An 18,035-nucleotide genomic window follows, 5' to 3' on the forward strand; every position below is an offset into this window, starting at 1 on the left:
CTCGCTACGACAAGACCACCGAGTCCTACCAGGCCGCCGTCACCCTCGCCTCGCTCCTGATGTGGGCGTGACATTTGAAGACATCTCCTAGCAGGACAACACCGACAGCTGACCGGGTCAAGCCCACCACCGGCCGGTGGACGCGCCGTCTAGGGTGCGGGCATGATCTCGCAAAGCTACCTCTCCGAACTGTTCTCGCTGGACAGCCGGGTCGCCGTGGTGACGGGCGGCAGTTCCGGTATCGGCCGAGCGATCGCTGAGGCTCTCGCACGAGCGGGGGCGAGCGTGGTGATCGTGGCACGCAAGGAGTCGGAACTGGCCGCCACGGTCGATGAGCTCACGGCGAACGGCTGCCGGGCGGCCTGGGTGAGCGCCGACCTGAGCACCCGCGACGGAGTGCGCGCGGCGGCGGAGCGGGCAGCCGAGGTGTTCGGTGAGCCCGACATTCTCGTCAACAGCGCAGGGATCAACCTGCGGCCGCCGATGGGCGAGCTGGGCGAGGAGGTGTGGGACGTCACGATGGCCGTGAACCTGGAGGCGCCCTACTTGTTGGGCCAGCGGTTCGGGCCTGGCATGGCCGAGCGGGGCTTCGGGCGAATCATCCACATCACCTCCCAGCAGGCGCACCGGGCGTTCGTCCAGAGCGGCGCCTACGGGGTCTCCAAGGGCGCACTGGAGTCGTTGGCCCGCTCGCAGGCTGAGGCGTGGTCGCCGCACGGCGTCACCTGCAACACGCTGGTGCCCGGATTCGTCATGACCCCGCTCAACGCACGCTTGTCGTCCGACCCGGAGCAGGTGGCAGCGCTGGCCGCACGCACGATGGTCGGGCGCAACGGCCTGGCCGAAGACTTCGCCGGAGCGGCGGTTTTCCTGGCCAGCCGGGCATCCGGTTACGTCACCGGGCAGGCGATCTTCGTCGACGGCGGGCTCTCCGTTCACTGAGCCCTAGGTGGGCTCACGGTCTTGGGGTCACGCGCCGCGGCTCCATGCGTCGACCGTGGCGGCAGCCCATGCCTTGACGCGTTGCGCGAACTCTTCGGCGGGGAACGTCCCGTCGACGGCGACCTCTTCGATGGTGACAGCGAAACGGGATGGCGGCGCGTCCCGGGTCGGCAGCTTCGCGTCGCGGGCAACTCGTGCAGGGGTGTTCTTCCCGCGATGGGAGTTGCCACGACGAGCCTGACCGACAAGCTGGTTCACTTCATCGAGGCCGCCTTCGAGATAGGCGTGCAGGAGCGCCCAGGCCATCGCACCATCGTCGGCGGGAAGCCGACTGGGATGTTGGAAGAGAAAGCAAGAGACTGAGACGCCGTGCAACGGCCCCCACGGTGCCTGACGTGCGTGGTCCAACGCGAGCAGGAGATGGAACAGGTCGTCACAGGATCGCGACTCCATGGACGCACCGCACTCCGCGCAGCGTTTCATGTCTCTCCTCCTTGATCGTCGATTTCAAGTTCAACGGTGAGGGGTACGGGCGGCGGCTCAGCGCTGTGCGCGCTGCAGGCCGCGTACGGCTGGGATTGCCAGCAGCAGGGCGCAGGCGACGAGCGCCATGGACGCGGACACGCACAGCAGCGGCGCCGTCCCTGCCACGGCCGCCAACGGACCTGCCACCGCCTGCCCAACCGGCTTCATCACCAGCGAGCCGGCCGCGTCGTACGCGTGCACTCTGCCGAGGACGGCCTGCGGGACATGCGTCTGCACGCTCGTGTGGAACATGACGATCCAGAACGCCATGCCCACGCCGCTCACCCCGTAACACCCCGCGATGAGCGGCGCGGGAAGACCGAGAGCGACCCCCAACGGCATGAGCGCCCACAGGGGCATGGAGAGGGCGCCGGCGCGGATGGGATACCGCGGGCGAAGCCTGATCGCGACGATGCCGCCCACCACGCTTCCCGCGCCGAGGGACGACATCACCAGGCCGAACGTCGGTGCTCCGTAGTCGGTGACCAGCGTGCTGTTGCCGAGGGTCGTGGCGGGGCCGGCGCCCGCCAGCTGCCAGAGCATGAAGACGACGATGACGCTCCACAACCAGGTTCTGGCCCGGAACTCCCGCCACCCCTCGACGAGATCGGCCCGGAACGACGAGGCGCCGTCCCGCGCGGCCGGTCTCATCGGGACCGACCGGAGCAGGAGCAGGCAGGTGCCGCTGACCGCATAGGTCAAGGCGTCGAGGGCGACCACCGTTGCCGGCGAGGAGACCACCAGCAGCAGGCCGGCCAGCGAGGGGCCGATGACGGCGGTCACGGACTCCGAAATGCGCAGGGTGGCGTTGGCCTTCAGCACGTCCTGCGCGATGCGCGGGGTGATGCTGGCGACTCCCGGCTGGAAGAGTGCGCTGCCTGCCCCGACCAGGGCCAGCAGCACCAGGATCTGCCACAGCTGCGGCGTACCCAGCAGGAACAGCAGCGCAAGCACCGCCTGGAAGCAGAGCCGGGCCGTGTCCGAGACGACCATCAGCCGTCGGGCGCCGAAGCGGTCGGACAGCACCCCACCGAAGATGATCAGTGCTGCGAACGGGGCTACGAGCGCGGCCAGCGCATAGCCCACTCCGCTCGCCCCGTATCCCGCCCGGATCACGGCGGCCGTGATCGCGACGGGGAGCATCGCGTCGCCCAGCAGGGAGGTGGTGCGGGCGGCGAAAAACAGCCGGAAGTCCGTTGTCCACAGCGGCAGTTCAGACGAGGACTCCTTGACTTGCAGGTCATGGGTCATGCCCGAGCCAGCCACCACTCACCGTCCCCCGTATGCCGTTGGTCCCGCCCAGGGCGACACTTTCCTGCCTGGGACGTCCCCCGGTCAACGGAATATCTGCGACAGGCCCAGCAGGCACGCGCGTTCGACCGACGGGTGCAGCCAGGCGAACCGTGGCAGCCGCCGACGTGGGAACCTCGGACTACCAGCGGCCCGGCGCCTGCGAGCACCAGGCCTTCGATCCAGCTGTCGAAACCTCCGGAGTGGCTTTGCCCCGCAGCGTCAGAAGTATCAGCTCAGGACACTCCCTGGGTGGCTGGCGGTAGAGCCCTGGGGCGGCCGCCGTGGGGTAGTCGTCGGAGCCAGACCTCGGCCGTGACCGCAAGGGCGCCGGCCGGGCGAGGTGGGCGCGGCTCGCGTCGGGCGATCCGCTCAACATGGTTGGTCCGCTCGGCGTGTTTCAGCCAGGCGCGCGTCGGCGCGGTAAAAGATCGGTGCGGCCAGCTGTCTGACCTCGAGGAGGTTGCTCATGACCACCGCCCAGGACCTGGAGCGCATCTGGGAGCTCCATACCAGCAACGAATTCGTCACGCTCGATGTCGATGCGACCATGGCCACGATGACGGACTCACCTGAGGTGCTCCATGTGCCCACAGCCATGGGCGCCCGCGGCAGGCCGGCCGTCCGGGACTTCTACGCCCGCTGGTTCGTAGGACACAATCCGCAGGACTTCACGATCACATCACTGAGCCGCACCACGGGACGCGACCGCATCGTCGATGAAATGCTGATCTCATTCACCCATGACAGCCAGGTGCCCTGGATCCTTCCGGGGGTGGCCCCGACTGGGCGCCCCGTCAGCATCGCCGTGATCGCCATCGTGACTTTCGAGGGCTCCTTGATCTCGAGCGAGCACATCTACTGGGACCAGGCATCGGTCCTCAGCCAAACGCAACTCATCGAGCCCGCGGCGCTGTCACGGCTGCCCGTCGTGACGGACCAGCGTGCGACCCTGACAGACGGCCCCCTCAATCAGCTGGTAGACAGGGGCAACCGCTTGCCGTGAGGTCTGGCCGGAGCGGCGCTATGGCCGCAGCCGTGCAGAAAGCCTTCAGTGTCGACATGTCAGCCGCGTGGTGCTGCTTGGAGGTACGTCGTAGGGTCCTGCGGATCAGGTCGACCTTGCTGGTGAGCCCGCCGCACGAACGCCCGAGCCGGGCGGCCTCAGGCGGACCCGGCGCCTGCGCCGGATCCGCCGCCGCTCTCGTCTACGCGGGTCGGACTCGTCCGCCTCGTCCTCGGCCTGCGCTTTTCGCCCCTCCCGGCGACCCCCAACTCCCACTCGTCATACGTGAGTTCCTCATGCGCCACGCTGGACATCCACCAGTTGGCAAACGGCCGCCGGAAGAGGCGTCCCGCATCTTGATCACGACTAGGGACACGCCCTAACCCTGCTTGCGTTCCAAGTCGATGTGTGCACGCATGAGTTCGCCCGGGTTGGTCAGCGCTGCCATGGTGGAGAGTTCGCCGCACAGCACCGTGGCGGCCGCGATGACGGCGAGTCGGCGTGCGTTCTCTCCCGGCTCGCGCTCGGCCCGGCAGCCGAGCCGCGTCAGATTGGCCTCGACGAAGTCAAGATCCTTGCCGTTGCCGACCGTGCCCACGATCAGGTTCGGCAGCGTGCACGAGAAATAGAGGTCGCCCTCCCGGTCTTCGGCCACGGTCACACCCTGTGAGCCCTCGACGATATTTGCCGCGTCCTGGCCGGTGGCCAGGTAGAAGGCGAGCAGCATGTTCGCGTAGTGCGAGTTTGCGGAGCGTATTCCGCCGGCCAGCAGCGTTCCGATCAGATTCTTGCGCACGTTCAGCTCTGCTACCTTGGCGGCCGTGGTGTGCAGCATTTCGGTCACCACGGAGCGCGGCACGAGCAGTTCGGTTACCACATTCTTGCCACGACCCAGGATTCCGTTGACGGCGGTCGCCTTCTTGTCCGTGCAGTAGTTTCCGGAAATCGATCCGTAAGAAACTCCTGGAATGTTTTCCAGGATGTGCCCCAAGAGCGCGTCGGCCGCGAGCGTCGCCATGTTGTGCCCGGACGCGTCGCCGGTGGTGAACTCGAACCGGATGAACAACAGGTTGGCCGCGATCTCGTGCCGGATGCCGACCAGTTCGGCGAATCCGCTGCAGGCGCGCACGACCTTGTTCAAGTCGTCGAACTGCGCGTCGATCCGGCGCGCGGCTGCGTACGCGGTCTGCGCGTCTTCGGCTTCGACGAGCACCGAGCGGGTCATTCGTTCGTCGACGAGGGTGGCGACGATACCGCGCTCGGTCTGCCGGGATATCTTCGCGCCGCGCCCCACGGAAGGCCACAGAGGTGACTCATAGGTGGCGAGCGGGACTTCGGTCTCCGTAGTGGCTACATTCCCCGAAATCTTCAGGGGCCCCACCCACCTCATGGGGACCCCGGCAACTCCGTGCAGGTCGTTCATCGTGCACTTCCCGTCGTCTGGCGGATGGCGCGAAGGCCGGCGCCGGAACACGGGTCCGGTCGCCCGCGCCTCGACTCCGCGGTCGGTCCGCAGCAGCGTAGAGTGCCGTTGATCATCAGGGCGCACCGGACCCCGGACGGTGTGAATCCCCCTCGTGCATATGCCAGTTGTCTGCGGTTCACGCAAGGCGGTACGGCGAATCAGGACCGATGCGAGGGCGATGCTCGCGGATTGATCACCGCCCGATACGCGCCTGGAAGGGGTACGGACCGAACCGCCCCCACGCCACGACCGCTGCGAGCGTGAGCAGTACTCTCGGCCGCCGGGTCGTCGGAGCCGTCGACCGCGATCACCCCCTCGTCACGGGAACGGTGGACCGACTACGGCGCAAGAAGTGACCGCACCATGGCCGAAGAAAGGTCGACGTGGTCGGGTCGGGGGCCCGCGGGGGCGTGCCGTCCGCCTGTGAGGGGACGGCAACCAGCAAGACATGGTCCCGGGCAAGGAAAGCAGCTGGGACGACGCCTGGCAGCACATGAACGGCTGGAAGCGCTGGCTGACCGTGGCCGGCGCCCATGCTGCCGGTGCCGGGCCGTCCGGTGCGCCAGGTGCCGCGTGGGCAGTCAGGATGCGTTCAGGTGGCCGGTGGCAGGGTCGCTGCCCATGACCTATGAGACATGCGAGACCTCCACCCTCCACGAGACCGGCGGAGCTGCCGCTACCGCGCGCCACCGGCCGCGCTGGAACAAGGTGCCTGAAGTCACCGCCTACTTCTGGTTCATCAAGGTGCTGTGCACGACGGTCGGGGAGACCGCGGCCGATCTGCTGAACGAAAGGGCCGGCCTCGGCCTGACCGGTGTGTCGGTGCTGATGAGCGCGCTGCTGGCGGTGGTGTTGGTGGTGCAGTTCCGTACGAGGGCCTACCGGGCGGGCGTGTACTGGCTCGCCGTGGCTCTGATCAGCGTCGTCGGCACCTTGATCAGCGACAACCTCACCGACAACCTGGGCGTCCCGCTGGAGACGAGCACGACGGTCTTCGCCATCGTTCTCGCGGTGGTGTTCGTCGTCTGGTACCGGCGCGAGCGGACGCTGTCCATCCACCACATCGACACCACGAGCCGCGAGTCCTTCTACTGGCTGGCGGTGCTGTTCACCTTCGCGCTGGGCACCGCCGCCGGTGACCTGGTCTCCGAACGCATGGACCTCGGGTACTGGCTGTCCGCCGTACTGTTCGCGGCGGCCATCGCCGCCGTGGCCCTCGCACACTTCGCCCTCGGCCTGGATGCGGTGTGGAGCTTCTGGATCGCCTACGTCCTCACCCGCCCCCTCGGCGCGTCGATCGGCGACTTCCTCTCCCAGCCGACGGGCGACGGCGGCGTCGGGTTGGGCACCGTGGTGACCAGCGCGCTGTTCCTGACCGTCATCCTCGGTCTGGTCGTCTACTTGGGCATGACGCGCAAGGACGTCACCGAGCCTGAGCGGACCTCCCGACACGTAGCCTGAACTGCCGAACGGCCCGAGCCGGTCGCCGGGGGGCGCCGGCAACCTCGCTGGGTTTGCCAGTCGTCAGTCGCCAGTCGCTCCGCCAGCTCAGAGTTGAGTACGGCTACTCATGCGCACCACCTCCGCACTCGGCACCCTGCAGCCATGACGAACCCCCTTCCGGCGCCGGGAAGTTGGCGTCCTTGGTCCCACCGAACCCGTCGGGGCGTGGACCTCGCCCTCGCGATCCCGCTGTTCCTGCTGGAGACAGCGTGGCTCGTGCTGGACTGGATGTTCGGCCTCGGTATGGAGGTGTGGGCGGCGCAGGGTGACCGGGAGCGGATCGATGCGGCGAGCCTCGCGCACGTGGAGCGGGTGTGGGTGCTGCTGGTCGCCGTACTGGTCGTGGCAGTTCTCGCGGGAATCTTCCGTGCGCGCTGGACACTGATCGCGCACCTGCTGGTAGCTCTCCTGGCCGGCGGGGTGCTGGTGATCGCGCAACACCAGTGGGACGACACCCACACCCCGCCAGGGTGTGTCCGCTACAGTGCGAACTGCTGAGCAGGTCTGCATCCGACAGTGGCGCTCCATGCCACATGAGTTCCCCTGGGCAACGAGGGAAATTCCGCATGCACTTCGCCTGCCGACCCTGGTGATTACCAGGGTACGGGCTGGTCCTGGTAGTTGAGGAACTGCAGACCCGGTTCGCCGCTGTGGCGGTCGATCGCGTCCGCCACACCAGGGATGGACTGGTCGATGGTCAACGGTGCCGCGGGCCCGCCGAGTTGGGTACGGACATGGCCGGGACACATGAGCAGCAGCGTATGCGCGGCATCGGCGTACCGGGCGGCGTAGCTGCGCATCAGCTGGTTCAGGGCGGACTTGCTGGCGCGGTAGACGTCGTGGCCGCCGTTGGTGTTGAGGGTGAGGCTGCCTTGGCGCGAGGACATGATGCCGATGGTCCCGGTCGGCGCCACCAACGAGCGCAGGGACTCGACCACGCGCATCGGGCTGAGTGCATTGGTGACCATGACCTCGACGAACATCTCCGTCGGGACCTCACCCACGGGAACGTTGTCCCGCGCGATGGCGGCGTTGACGAACAGCAGGTCCAGGGTGCGGTCCGCCAGGCGTTCGCGTAACGCGGCGATCTGCTCCGGCTCGGTCATGTCCAGCGACTCGATGGTGACGCGGCCCTGGGATGTCTCGGCCAGGTCGTGGAGGCCGGTGCGCCGATCCCCCCGGACGGTGCCGATGACGTCCCAGCCCCGGTGGGCGTACTCGGTGGCCAGGCCGAGCCCGAGGGCCTGGGACGCCCCGACGATGAGGGCGGTCTTGGCGCTCATGCCTGGACCGCCGGCTTGAGGACCTGCTCGCACCACTCGCGGAAGGAGGTGGGGCTCGCGGTCTGCGGGGTGCGCGGCACTGCGTCGTCGAGGCCGTCGGCCTTGGCCCGCATCATGTCGAGGTAGCCCTGCACGAGCGCGTCGCTCATGCCTCGTCCCGCCAGTGCCTTGTGCAAGTCGTCGAACGTCTGCCGTTCGTAGCGGATCGGGCGGCCGAGCACGTCGGACATGGTGCGTGCCAGGTCATTGGGCGAAAGGTCTTCGGGTCCCAGTACCGGGACTTCGCCGGTCCCTGTCCAGGTGCGGTCGAGCAGGAGGTCGGCGGCGGCCGCGGCGATGTCGCGGGTGGCGACCATCGGTGTCTTGCGGTCGGCGGCGGCGGTGTCGGTGAACACGCCGTGGTCGCGGATCGAGGGCACCTGCCACAGCAGGTTGTCGAGGAACGTGGGGTTGGCGAGCGCCCGGTAGGCCACGCCCGTACTCGCGATGAGGTCGTCCATGGCCAGCGACGCCGTTACGTGCCCGGCCCGGCCGGCGACGGGGGTGCCTCGGCCGAGCGCCGAGACGCCGACGACGTGTCCGACGCCATGGGTGGTGAAGGCCTTCGTGGCAGCTTGGGTGAATCCGGAGTACATGGCGGTCAGGCTCGGCGCCTGTGTGTTTGAGGGAACCAGCCAGAAGACGGCGTCCGCCCCGGTGAAGGCCCGGTCGACGACGTCTGCGTCGTCGTGCGAGCCGGTGACCACGTCGACCCGGGCGCGGACCGCGTCGGGGAGCTTGCCGGGGTCACGCACGATGACGCGCAGCTCTTCGCCGCGTGTGCGGTTCTCGTTGAGCAGGACTTCCAGGAGCCGGCCGCCGATCTGACCGGTGGGAGTGGTGATGACGATCATGCGTCGAGTCTCGGGCCGGTTCGTTCGCGGCGTCCAATACCCTTCCCGACGATTGATACCTTCAGGGCATGGATCTCGATCTGCGCAAACTCCGCTACTTCGCCACGCTGGCCGAGCACCGGCACTTCGGCCGTGCGGCGGAACAGCTCTTCATCGCCCAGCCGGTGCTCAGCCGCCAAATCAAGTCCCTGGAGCAGGAGTTGGGGTGCACCCTGCTGTTACGGACCACCCGCAGCGTGGAGCTGACCGCAGCCGGCAAACAGCTCTACGAGGAGGCGCAGCAGCTCCTTTCATCGGTCACCGCGGCGGTCCGCCGCGTCCACGACGTCGATCAGGGCGTTCAACGGCTCGTGGTCGCCTTCTCTCCGGGGTTGCCGGTGTCGGAGGCGATACGGGCGTTCACGTCGCGCCATGCGGACGTCGAGATCGACGTCATCCCGTCAAGCTGGTGGGAGCCGGACCGGCCGCTGCGGGACGGGCGGGCCCAAGTCGGCTATCTGCGGCGGCAGTTCGACGAATCGGGCTTGCGTATCCTTCCCATCGGTCACGATCCCAGGGTCGCCTGCATGCCCGCGACACATCCCCTGGCAGGTCGCCCGGAGCTCACTTCCGCAGACCTCGACGGTGAGCGGATGCTCGACGTACCCCGGCGGCGGACGTCGTCGCTTGAGGAGAAGTTCGAGCTCATCGCCTCCGGGCACGTCATCGCCCTCATCCCGCTGAGCGTCGCGCGGTCCTACGCCCGCCCCGACCTGGTCCATCTCCCCGTCACGGACGCCCCCGCGATCGAGACCTGTCTGGCGGTCGCCGCGGACCGGCGCGACCGGCTGCTGCGCGACTTCCTGGAAATCGCCACCGCGACACTGCGGCCTGCCTGAGCGGTGTCGTGCTTGGCCCGGTCGTCCTCGGGCCGCCTGGGTCTCACGGACGTCTGCCTGTCCGGCCGCGCGTGGGTGAGCGGTCCGAACCGTCCCGTGGCCCCTCGGGAGGATTCTCGGGCGAGACGAGGCGATCGCCGGACAGTAGCGTGCCCGCCTGCTTGACGTGCTGCAGGACAGGTGAGACCTCCATGCTCTGCAGGCCGGGCAGGGAACCGATGCGGTCCGACGTGAATTCGAAGAGTTCGTCGAAGTCTCGGCAGTGTGCGACGGCGTGGATGTTGTAGGGCCCGGAGATGGCTGCGGCGAAGGCGATCTCTGGTTCTTGCGCAAGCGTGCGTCCGACGTTCTTCACCGCTGACGGATGCACCCGCAGCCACAGGTTCGCCCGCGCGCGATAGCCCAAGGCGGCTGCGGCGATCTCGACGTCGAGGTGGACGACGCGTTGCCGGAGCAGGGCGTGAAGGCGGCGGGACACGCGGCCCGGCGTGGAGTCCGCCGCCGTGGCGAGGTCGACGAGACTGGCGCGCCCGTCTGCGGCGAGCGCGTCGAGCATCTTCTCGTCCTCGGCGGTGAGGCGTACGGGGTCGCCAGTGACGACCGGGGACTCCGTGAAAGGGGGGCCGTCGCTCCCGAGCATGGCTTCCTGCTCCGGGGACAGCACGCCGTGCAGTGCGGCCCAGTAGTGGCCGCGGCCTCCCATGAACTGGCGGAGCATGGCGAAGGCGTTGATGTCGAGCACCGCCGCGGTGCGCGGAAGCCGTTGGCCGAGCAGTTCTTCGCGCTGCGCGTCCGTCCGTGACTGGGTCGCGCAGGTGACTTCGCAGCCCGCTGCGCCCACGGCCACCCAGTTGACATCGTCGCGCTTGGCGAGTGCGCCGGCGATCGCTGCGACGCTGCCGGGCCGGCAACGTAGTCGTACCAGCCATCTGCTCTGTCCCAACGCTCCCGGGTTGACCAGGCCGGCCACGCGGATGACGCCGTCGGCGCACAGGCGCCGGTACCGGCGGTTGACGGCGCTTTCGGTGAGGCCGAGCGCGACCGCCATCGAGGCGAATGTGGCCCGGGGAGCGACCTGCAGGGCCCGAATGATGCACACATCGTCGGGCTGCATTTCGAAGGATTCAGACATCGATGCACCAGCCATAGGAGGAATCCTATGAATGGGCCGGCTTGACTCGCGCCTGCGGCAGCGCGGCAAACAGACTCGTCCCGTACCGATGAGGAGCCACAGCAGCGTCACAGTCCGACGCCCCCGAGGCGGTCTCGGCGAGGGACGCACCAAGTGAGCTCACGACGTAAGGAACGGAGATGACGCCGGATGTCATCGACTGTCATAGGGCAGCGAACGCCGACCGCCCTCATCGTGGGGGCCTCGCGCGGCCTCGGCCACGCGATGGCGGCCGAATTCCTGGACAGGGGCTGGAGCGTCATCGGCACGGTCCGCGACACTTCTGCGCGAACGCCCCTGCACGAGCTCGCCGACCGGGCCGAGGGGCGCGTCACCATCGAGCATCTCGACATCAACGAGCCTGACCATCTTGCGCCCCTGCATGAGCGTCTTGCGGAACGCCGGCTCGACCTGCTCTTCGTCAACGCGGGTACCACGAACAATGAGCGGACGCCCATCGGCGCGGTGACGACAGCCGATTTCGTCGAGGTGATGATCACCAACGCTCTCAGCCCCATGCGCGTCATCGAGGCGCTCGAAGACCTCGTATCCCCTGCCGGACTCGTCGGAGCGATGTCGTCCGGGCAGGGCAGCATCACCAACAACACGACCGCAGGCCGGGAGGTCTACCGCGGCAGCAAAGCGGCGTTGAACATGTTCATGCGCAGTTTCGCGATCCGGCAGTCCGAGACCCAGCGCGCCGTCGTCCTCATGGCGCCGGGCTGGATCCGCACCGCGCTCGGTGGGCCGGACGCACCGTTCACCGTAGAGGAGAGCGTCCCGTTGCTGGTGGACGTCCTGCTGTCCCAACTGGGCACGCCCGGTCTGGCCTACCTGGACCGCTCGGGTCGGACAGTGCCCTGGTGACCCCTGCCTGGCGGCCCTCGCGGACGGCCTGACGAACAGCAGGCACCGTCAGCGGCCTTATCACTCGAAAATCCCCAGCCCCTCACCATCCTCACCCCCACCCCTCATCGCTCTTCGCCGAACCTGGGCGACGCACAGGAGATTGCCAGGGATGACGACGACTACACCTCTCATCGCGGTCGAAGAACACTGGGTCATGCCGGACGTGACGGCCGCCCTACGTGCGCTGCCGCACCCTGATGAAAGCCTCGTCCTGAGCGAGTTGGGCGACAGTCAGGAACGTCTGGAAGACCTGGGAGCCGGCCGCATCGCGGCCATGGACGCGCAGGGCATCGACGTGTCGATCCTCGCCCTGACGCCGCCGGGAGTTCAGCCGCTGCTGCCCAAAGACGCACTGGCGCTGAGCCGCGCTGCGAACGATATGGCTGCCGCGGCCGTCGCCCGGAATCCGACCCGTTTCCGGTCGTTGTCCACTCTTCCCATGTCGTCACCGAAGGACGTCGCGGCCGAGCTGGAAAGAGCTGCGGGCATGGGGCACGTGGGCAGCATGGTCTACGGCCGATCAGGCGACCTTTTCCTCGACGACCCCGCCTATGACGACTTCTTCGCCGCCGCATCAGGACTCGGCCAGCCCGTGTTCCTCCACCCGCAGCTACCCTCCAACGCGGTACGGGACGCCTCATATCGCGGATTCGATCCCATGACGGACCTCGCCCTCGCCACTTTCGGCTGGGGGTGGCACATGGACACCGCAACCGCGGCGCTCCGGCTGATCCTGCGAGGAACGTTCGACCGTCATCCCGACCTTCAGGTGGTGCTCGGCCATTGGGGAGAGATGCTGCTGTTCTGGCTCGACCGGGCCGACAGCCTTTCCCGCATCGCCGGCTTGCAGCGCTCCGTATCGGACTACGTCCGGTCGAATTTCCACATCACCACCTCCGGCATGCTCAACCCGGCCCTCCTGCAGCACGCGCTGTCCGTCACCTCCGTCGACCGATTGATCTTCTCGACCGACTACCCCTTCCAACGGCCCACCAGAGAAGACATCGATGCCTTCCTGAAGCACTTCCCCTCAGACACGGAACGCCGTCAGTTCTCGTCGGCCAACGCGGCCTCCCTGTACGGCATTGACTTTTAGGTACGGCATCGACTTCTAGAAGTCGGTTGAGGGCGGCGTTCCGGCACGCCGTGGCCTGCCGGTGTCGCAGGGGGAAGGCCAAGGCAGGTCGGGGGCCGGCTCAGTGCGTGCTCGCGGCCTCTTCGGGGCGCCGGCCCCACGCGGCGATGGTGACTTGGGGGATGTCGAGGAACGTTGGGTCTTTGAGGAGGGTGGTGAATTCCGTCAGGTCTGCTTCGGTGATGAGGCCGTCGGCGAGCATGGCGGGGGCTGCCTGGGTGATCAGGGGGAGCCAGCGGTCCTTGGCGCTCCCGCCGCCCATGCAGCCGAGGTTTCCGGCGAAGGACACCTGGCTCAGAGCGTTGCGGGCGAGCAGGGAGGGAAGGCTCCGTGCCCACGTCATGTCTGCGCCGTTGTCGCGGTACGTGCGCTGGTAGGCGGCCAGGACGCGCTGGACGAGAGGAGAAGGTGAGGTGTCGGCCGGCAGGTGGTAGGGCTCTTCGATGACGAGCCATCCGCCTGGGGCGAGCCAGCGGGTGGCCCGCGCGATGACCTCGTCGCGCTGGGGGAGGTGGCAGAAGAGGTAGCGGGCGTGGATGAGGTCGAAGCTGCCGGGCGCGTAGTCCTCAGCGGTGATGTCGGCTTCCTGGACTTCCAGGTTCGTGGCCTGCTGTGCGTCGAGGTGTCGGGTGTCGAGGTCGACGGCGACCACACGTCCCTGGGGACAGTGTGCGGCGAGCCAATAGGCGATGGAGCCGGCGCCCGCACCGAGTTCCAGGCAGTTGGCGGAGGCCTCGATGGGAAGTTCCTGGAGGACTTTGATGGTGTAGGCATCGACGCTGTTCTGGATGGACTGAAGGCGTTCCCGTTCGTGGGGAGCCTGGTTGTTCAGCCAGCCGGTGCGGTAGGGGGCTGTGGTGGCGGAATGCTGTGTCATGAATATCGCCTATGTGGTGGTCTTGGTCGGGGTGGGGTGATCGCGTCCGTCCGGCATGGCGGAGGCGGGCGAGGGCGCAGACGAGGGCGAGGGTGAGGGTGCGGGTGCGGGTGCGGCGGTGGAGTGGACGAAAGAGCGGACCGCGGGAAGTGTGCGAGCTCGCAGGACGGCGAGCAGGAAGTCGCTCTCGCTGCGGAGCCCGTCGTCCTTGAGGTTGACCGGCGTGAGCGGATTCGGTTGGGCAGCGCCCGCGGCCGCCACGGCTTGAAGGGCGCTCTGCAGCCAGCACGCGGTGACGGCCGGTTCGAGGTGTTCTTCGGCAACACCGTGCTCGGTGACGTGGCGGCGGGCGCGCTCCACCACCTCGGGCCGCACGTAATCCTGCAGGACGAGCAGGACGTCGAGGATCTCGATGACCTGGCGGTAGAGCCTGAGCCGGATGACCTGCGGACTGCCCACCACCGCGCGGATCCGCCGGTGGGGCCTCTCCAGGGTGACGTGCGGGACGGCCTCGGTCAGGTCACGCCACAGGGGACTCAGGCACCACAGGGCGCGTGCGTCGCGGGCCGCGCGGCGGATGGTCAGCGCCAGGGGCAGGAAGACCCCTGCGGTCATCAGCCAGGCGGTGACGCCGATGTTCAACGGGAACAGTGCGCCCAGCCAGGCGGGGCGGGCCAGGAGGAAGGCCAGCACGACGCACCAGAACAGGGAGGACGAGGTGAAGCCGGCGGCGAGCAGCAACAGGCCGGTGCGCAAAGACCGGTCGTCATGGGCCTGGCGGCCGTAGCGCACACACAGCACCGCGCAGGGGACCGTGCCGACAAGATGCGCTGCCACCAGAATCCACCAGAAGGGGCTGTACCACGGGACGGCCTGCGTCGTGACGCAGCCGGCGTGCGGGGCGATGGTGAAGTTCAGTGTGATCAGCGCGACGATGGTGATGATCATGGGGCCGTAGATGAGCCAGGGACGGCGCCGGGACATCGCCGCGAGGACGAAATCGAGGATCAGGGCCGAGCTGAGGACTCCCCAGGCGTTCATGAACAACCCGCAGCTCTGGGCGAAGGTGAGGGACCGGTTCACCACCGCGGTGACGGGGTCGAGGTAGACGGTGATCGACCCGGCGATCCCGACCACGGCGAGCAGCAACATCTTCTGCTGATGGGAGTGGCGGGCGGCAGGCAGTCGGAGGATGATCACCAGCCACAGCGCGGCCGCGCCGAACAACTCGATCCGGGAGCCGAGTTCGTAGAGGGAAAGTGTGCTCATGGCCCTACTCCCGGATCCCGAGTGCGGCCTCAAGCTTGCCCCGCACCCCCGTCGACGGCGAGGGCGTGAGGATGCCCGCGGCCGAGTAGATCAGGCTGGCGACGAGTTCGGCTTCCTGCTCCTGCTCATTGGTGTAGTTGCTGCGGCCCAGCAGCCGGCTGATCATCTCGGGCCGGATGCTGGGCAACAGCATGGCGAGCACCTCGTGGAACTCCTGGTCGCTGCGGCCGTGTTCGCACAGGATGTGCCCGATTTCATGGAGAATGATGTGCTCCTGGTGGAACTTGGTGGTCTTCTCCTCGACATAGATGTTGTCGTCGGCAGCGGTGGCGATCCACAATCCGCAGGCGTTGATGGCGGCTCCGATCGGCACCGTGTGGATCCGGATCGGCCGACCCCGCCGCACCGACAGCCCCTTGACGAAGGCGTCGACGGAAAACGGCCGGGGTAGGTCGAGCGTCTTGACGAGCGCCTGACACCGTTTGCGTACCTGTCGTGTGGTCATGGTGTCGCCTTGCCCTTCGATCGGACACCGGTGGAAGTAGACGTCATGTTCGTAGCGCATGGCCAACTTCCTTAGCAGTTTGCCAAACGGCTTCGAGGACGGTTGCAGCAAGTCGGCTGCTTCCTGCCGACGGTCGGCGCCACATGACGCAGCGACCCGGCCCGGACCCGCCGAGGAGCCGGCGGCAGCGCTGGGCATGAGCGGATCGCACGCTCGCACGCACAGCTGGCTGAAGCGATCACACGATGCTGCGAGGGGCAGGGTCTGCAGGGCCGGCAGCAACTCATCTGCCAGGAGCTTGTACTCGGCGGTTTCCTCGCCCTGGGCGAGGATGTCGCCGCCGACGTCCAGGAGGTCGACGGAATCCGGCTCCAAGTCCTGTACGTAGGTGCTCTTCGAGTTGGCGAACCATCCCTTCGGTGCCGTGGTGCGGATCGATGAGCGCGAAGGTCCGCGGGAGCTCCGCGGCCAGTCGGGGAAGCGTCGAGCCCGCGGGAGCAATCGGGGTCGCGTCCGCGGGAACCGTCTGGACGCTTTGGGCGAGGGGGCGTAGCCGGTGAAGTGGGCCGGCCCTCTCGGGCCAGGGCCGGGGCGATCAAGAGGCGGCCCCACGCGTAGGTGAGAACCACCGCCGGAGCTTCGCCACCGTAGAGGGCCGTGTCCAGCATCGCAGCGGTGACAGCGTCGCCGCCTCCTCCCGCTGCCACGATCAAGCGCGTCACGGGCGTCAGACGTACGGCTGTGGGGCGGGCGGCGCTGCTTGGTCTTCACCAGTTCCCACCCTGCGCGCCGCCGGCCTCTCGGGCATGCACTTCCACGATCTACGGCACCGGGGCAACACGCCCGCCGCGACCGGCGGCGCGACCACCCCGGAGCTGATGCACCGTGTGGGGGACTCGTCCGCGCGGACGGCGCTGATTTACCAGCACCTGATCAACGGCCATGATCAAGCGATTGCCGACCACGCGGAGGGTCAGGTGAACGAGCACGCGGACGATCACGTGGACGAGCACAGCACCCCGCGCATTAAGCCGTTAGTAGGAGCATTACGTGACATTTCGGTCAGCCGCGCGTTGATCAGGCCCCAGCCGTATCTCATGGGTGGGGAGCGTGATCTGACGTCATACGTGGAAGGACTAGAGAGCATGTCGTATATCGCGAAGGCACTCGTGGCGACCGTCGCTGCCGGGGTGGCCGTCACCGGAATGGCCGGCGTGGCCTCGGCCAACTCCGAGGGACAAGGCCAAGCGGTGGGCTCCCCGGGCATCATCTCCGGCAACGTCGTCCAGGTGCCGATCACCGTCCCGATCAACCTCTGCGGGAACACCCTCAACTTCATCGGTGTGCTGAACCCGGCCGTCGGGAACACGTGCATCAACGCCGACATCCGCTCCGATCACCACCAGTTCCACCACCATGCCGAGTCCGACAGGCGCTGACAGCGGCCCCCGCGAGCGTCTTTGGGCAGAGGGGCGTTCTCGTACCTGCTGTCCGTGAGTGACCGAAGGAGAGCGGGCTCGTACGCGAGCCCGCGGATCGGGTCGGCTCCTCGCCTGCCCACCGTTGCCCGGTTGGGCCCCGGGATCCGAGGCGCAACCCATTCAGAGGCGCAACCCATGGTGGTGGCTGCCCAACGCCTCGACGCGCCGCCCGCCGACAGCGGGCGGCGCGTGCTTGTTGCGCTCGTCAGGCTCTGCCGCTGCCGGCCATCTGCCTCGTGCCGCTCCGGTGGCAGCGAATGAGGCAGGCTGCCATGCGTGGTCAGGCCGGTGCCAAGTGGGAGGAGGCGGGCTACGTGTTCACGACCCGCACGGGGAAGCCGATCGAGCTGCGGAACCTGTACCGCTCCTTCACCCGGGTCGCGAAGAACGCCGATCTGCAGGTGATCCTGCTGCACGATGCCCGGCACGGCTGCGCCACCCTGCTCACCGCGGCCGGTACCGCTCCGGGCGTGGTGAGGGAGATCCTCGGGCACAGCGATATCGCGATCACGATGAAGATGAACACGTACACGCACGTCGTGCAGGACACGCAGCGGGAGGGCGTGAGCCACATGGACCGTCTGCTGAAGCAGCGGCCCGGGACCGGGTGAGCAAGCGCCGCTCGGTGGCGGGCCGTTGTCAGTGCTGCTTGCTAGTTTGTCCGGTGGAGTGAGACCGGTCAGAGAACCTTCGAGGTCCGCGGTCAAGGGGGGTGGGCACAAAGGTCCCCGGGAGCCACCTCGGGACTATGTTTGCAGGCCGTGGATCCCCACCCCCCTCATCCTCCTTGAGAAGAGCGGTCGGCGCCGCCTGGTGCCCCACACGCCTTCCAGGTCTGTTGGTGGGGTGAGGGGTGCGCCCAGGGCCGTTCACCTGCGTTCATGGGCGGCCGAGCGCCGGGGC

The 18,035-nt window shown here is 67.9% G+C and carries 16 protein-coding genes and 2 pseudogenes; 9 read left to right on the top strand and 9 right to left on the bottom strand.

Annotated elements, in window-relative coordinates:
• Positions 1-162 precede the first annotated feature (162 nt).
• Complete coding sequence (locus tag ACGF4C_RS31575; protein ID WP_393570846.1) at positions 163-942, top strand: SDR family NAD(P)-dependent oxidoreductase; 780 nt, start codon at positions 163-165, stop codon at positions 940-942.
• Positions 943-969: 27 nt separating this feature from the next.
• Here the strand turns inward: ACGF4C_RS31575 and ACGF4C_RS31580 are convergent, their stop codons facing one another.
• Both ACGF4C_RS31580 and ACGF4C_RS31585 read right to left on the bottom strand, forming a co-directional pair.
• Positions 970-1,425, bottom strand: coding sequence for a DUF5946 family protein (locus ACGF4C_RS31580; protein ID WP_393570848.1), 456 nt, complete (start codon positions 1,423-1,425; stop codon positions 970-972).
• Positions 1,426-1,482: 57 nt separating this feature from the next.
• Positions 1,483-2,718, bottom strand: a complete 1,236-nt coding sequence (locus tag ACGF4C_RS31585; protein ID WP_393570850.1) for an MFS transporter — start codon at positions 2,716-2,718, stop codon at positions 1,483-1,485.
• Between the two features lie 508 nt (positions 2,719-3,226).
• Here ACGF4C_RS31585 and ACGF4C_RS31590 point away from each other — a divergent pair.
• Positions 3,227-3,763 carry a nuclear transport factor 2 family protein gene (locus tag ACGF4C_RS31590; protein WP_388637184.1) on the top strand — a complete coding sequence of 179 codons (537 nt, stop codon included), beginning with the start codon at positions 3,227-3,229 and terminating at the stop codon, positions 3,761-3,763.
• Between the two features lie 379 nt (positions 3,764-4,142).
• On the opposite strand, the gene ACGF4C_RS31595 is transcribed toward ACGF4C_RS31590, so the two are convergent.
• Positions 4,143-5,186 (bottom strand): hydroxymethylglutaryl-CoA reductase, encoded by a 1,044-nt coding sequence (locus ACGF4C_RS31595; protein WP_393570853.1) that lies wholly within the window; start codon positions 5,184-5,186, stop codon positions 4,143-4,145.
• 663 nt (positions 5,187-5,849) lie between these two features.
• On the opposite strand from ACGF4C_RS31595, the gene ACGF4C_RS31600 reads away from it, so the two are divergent.
• Positions 5,850-6,689 carry a hypothetical protein gene (locus ACGF4C_RS31600; RefSeq protein WP_393570855.1) on the top strand — a complete coding sequence of 280 codons (840 nt, stop codon included), beginning with the start codon at positions 5,850-5,852 and terminating at the stop codon, positions 6,687-6,689.
• Positions 6,690-6,833: 144 nt separating this feature from the next.
• Complete coding sequence (locus tag ACGF4C_RS31605) at positions 6,834-7,229, top strand: DUF6234 family protein (RefSeq protein WP_393570857.1); 396 nt, start codon at positions 6,834-6,836, stop codon at positions 7,227-7,229.
• A gap of 95 nt (positions 7,230-7,324) precedes the next feature.
• Here the strand turns inward: ACGF4C_RS31605 and ACGF4C_RS31610 are convergent, their stop codons facing one another.
• Both ACGF4C_RS31610 and ACGF4C_RS31615 read right to left on the bottom strand, forming a co-directional pair.
• Entirely contained in the window at positions 7,325-8,014 is a 690-nt protein-coding gene (locus ACGF4C_RS31610) for an SDR family NAD(P)-dependent oxidoreductase (protein ID WP_393570859.1), read from the bottom strand.
• Positions 8,011-8,907: an NAD(P)H-binding protein gene (locus ACGF4C_RS31615; protein WP_393570861.1), complete on the bottom strand. Its 897-nt coding sequence runs from the start codon at positions 8,905-8,907 to the stop codon at positions 8,011-8,013. Before ACGF4C_RS31615 ends, ACGF4C_RS31610 begins: the two co-directional genes overlap by 4 nt.
• Positions 8,908-8,975: 68 nt before the next feature.
• Here ACGF4C_RS31615 and ACGF4C_RS31620 point away from each other — a divergent pair, with 68 nt between their 5' ends.
• Entirely contained in the window at positions 8,976-9,785 is an 810-nt protein-coding gene (locus ACGF4C_RS31620) for a LysR family transcriptional regulator (protein WP_393570863.1), read from the top strand.
• Positions 9,786-9,828: 43 nt separating this feature from the next.
• On the opposite strand, the gene ACGF4C_RS31625 is transcribed toward ACGF4C_RS31620, so the two are convergent.
• Complete coding sequence (locus ACGF4C_RS31625) at positions 9,829-10,917, bottom strand: Lrp/AsnC family transcriptional regulator (RefSeq protein WP_393570865.1); 1,089 nt, start codon at positions 10,915-10,917, stop codon at positions 9,829-9,831.
• A 189-nt stretch (positions 10,918-11,106) separates the two neighbouring features.
• Between ACGF4C_RS31625 and ACGF4C_RS31630 the strand changes: the two genes are divergently transcribed.
• Together ACGF4C_RS31630 and ACGF4C_RS31635 are read left to right on the top strand one after the other, a co-directional pair.
• Positions 11,107-11,823 (top strand): SDR family NAD(P)-dependent oxidoreductase, encoded by a 717-nt coding sequence (locus tag ACGF4C_RS31630; protein WP_393570867.1) that lies wholly within the window; start codon positions 11,107-11,109, stop codon positions 11,821-11,823.
• A 151-nt stretch (positions 11,824-11,974) separates the two neighbouring features.
• Positions 11,975-12,961 carry an amidohydrolase family protein gene (locus ACGF4C_RS31635; RefSeq protein WP_393570869.1) on the top strand — a complete coding sequence of 329 codons (987 nt, stop codon included), beginning with the start codon at positions 11,975-11,977 and terminating at the stop codon, positions 12,959-12,961.
• Between the two features lie 100 nt (positions 12,962-13,061).
• Here the strand turns inward: ACGF4C_RS31635 and ACGF4C_RS31640 are convergent, their stop codons facing one another.
• The 3 genes and pseudogenes from ACGF4C_RS31640 to ACGF4C_RS31650 all read right to left on the bottom strand — a co-directional run.
• On the bottom strand, positions 13,062-13,877 hold the full coding sequence (locus tag ACGF4C_RS31640) for a class I SAM-dependent methyltransferase (RefSeq protein WP_393570871.1): 816 nt from the start codon (positions 13,875-13,877) through the stop codon (positions 13,062-13,064).
• A gap of 9 nt (positions 13,878-13,886) precedes the next feature.
• Positions 13,887-15,146, bottom strand: a complete 1,260-nt coding sequence (locus ACGF4C_RS31645; RefSeq protein ID WP_393570873.1) for an MAB_1171c family putative transporter — start codon at positions 15,144-15,146, stop codon at positions 13,887-13,889.
• 745 nt (positions 15,147-15,891) lie between these two features.
• Positions 15,892-16,319: pseudogene (locus tag ACGF4C_RS31650) on the bottom strand (DUF1152 domain-containing protein); the annotation flags it as partial.
• A 138-nt stretch (positions 16,320-16,457) separates the two neighbouring features.
• On the opposite strand from ACGF4C_RS31650, the gene ACGF4C_RS31655 reads away from it, so the two are divergent.
• Positions 16,458-17,090, top strand: coding sequence for a chaplin family protein (locus tag ACGF4C_RS31655; RefSeq protein WP_393570875.1), 633 nt, complete (start codon positions 16,458-16,460; stop codon positions 17,088-17,090).
• Between the two features lie 245 nt (positions 17,091-17,335).
• Positions 17,336-17,743, top strand: a pseudogene (locus tag ACGF4C_RS31660) (tyrosine-type recombinase/integrase); the annotation flags it as partial.
• Between the last annotated feature and the right edge of the window lie 292 nt (positions 17,744-18,035).

Source organism: Streptomyces sp. NPDC048197 (assembly GCF_043202395.1).
Lineage (GTDB): Bacteria > Actinomycetota > Actinomycetes > Streptomycetales > Streptomycetaceae > Streptomyces > Streptomyces siderophoricus.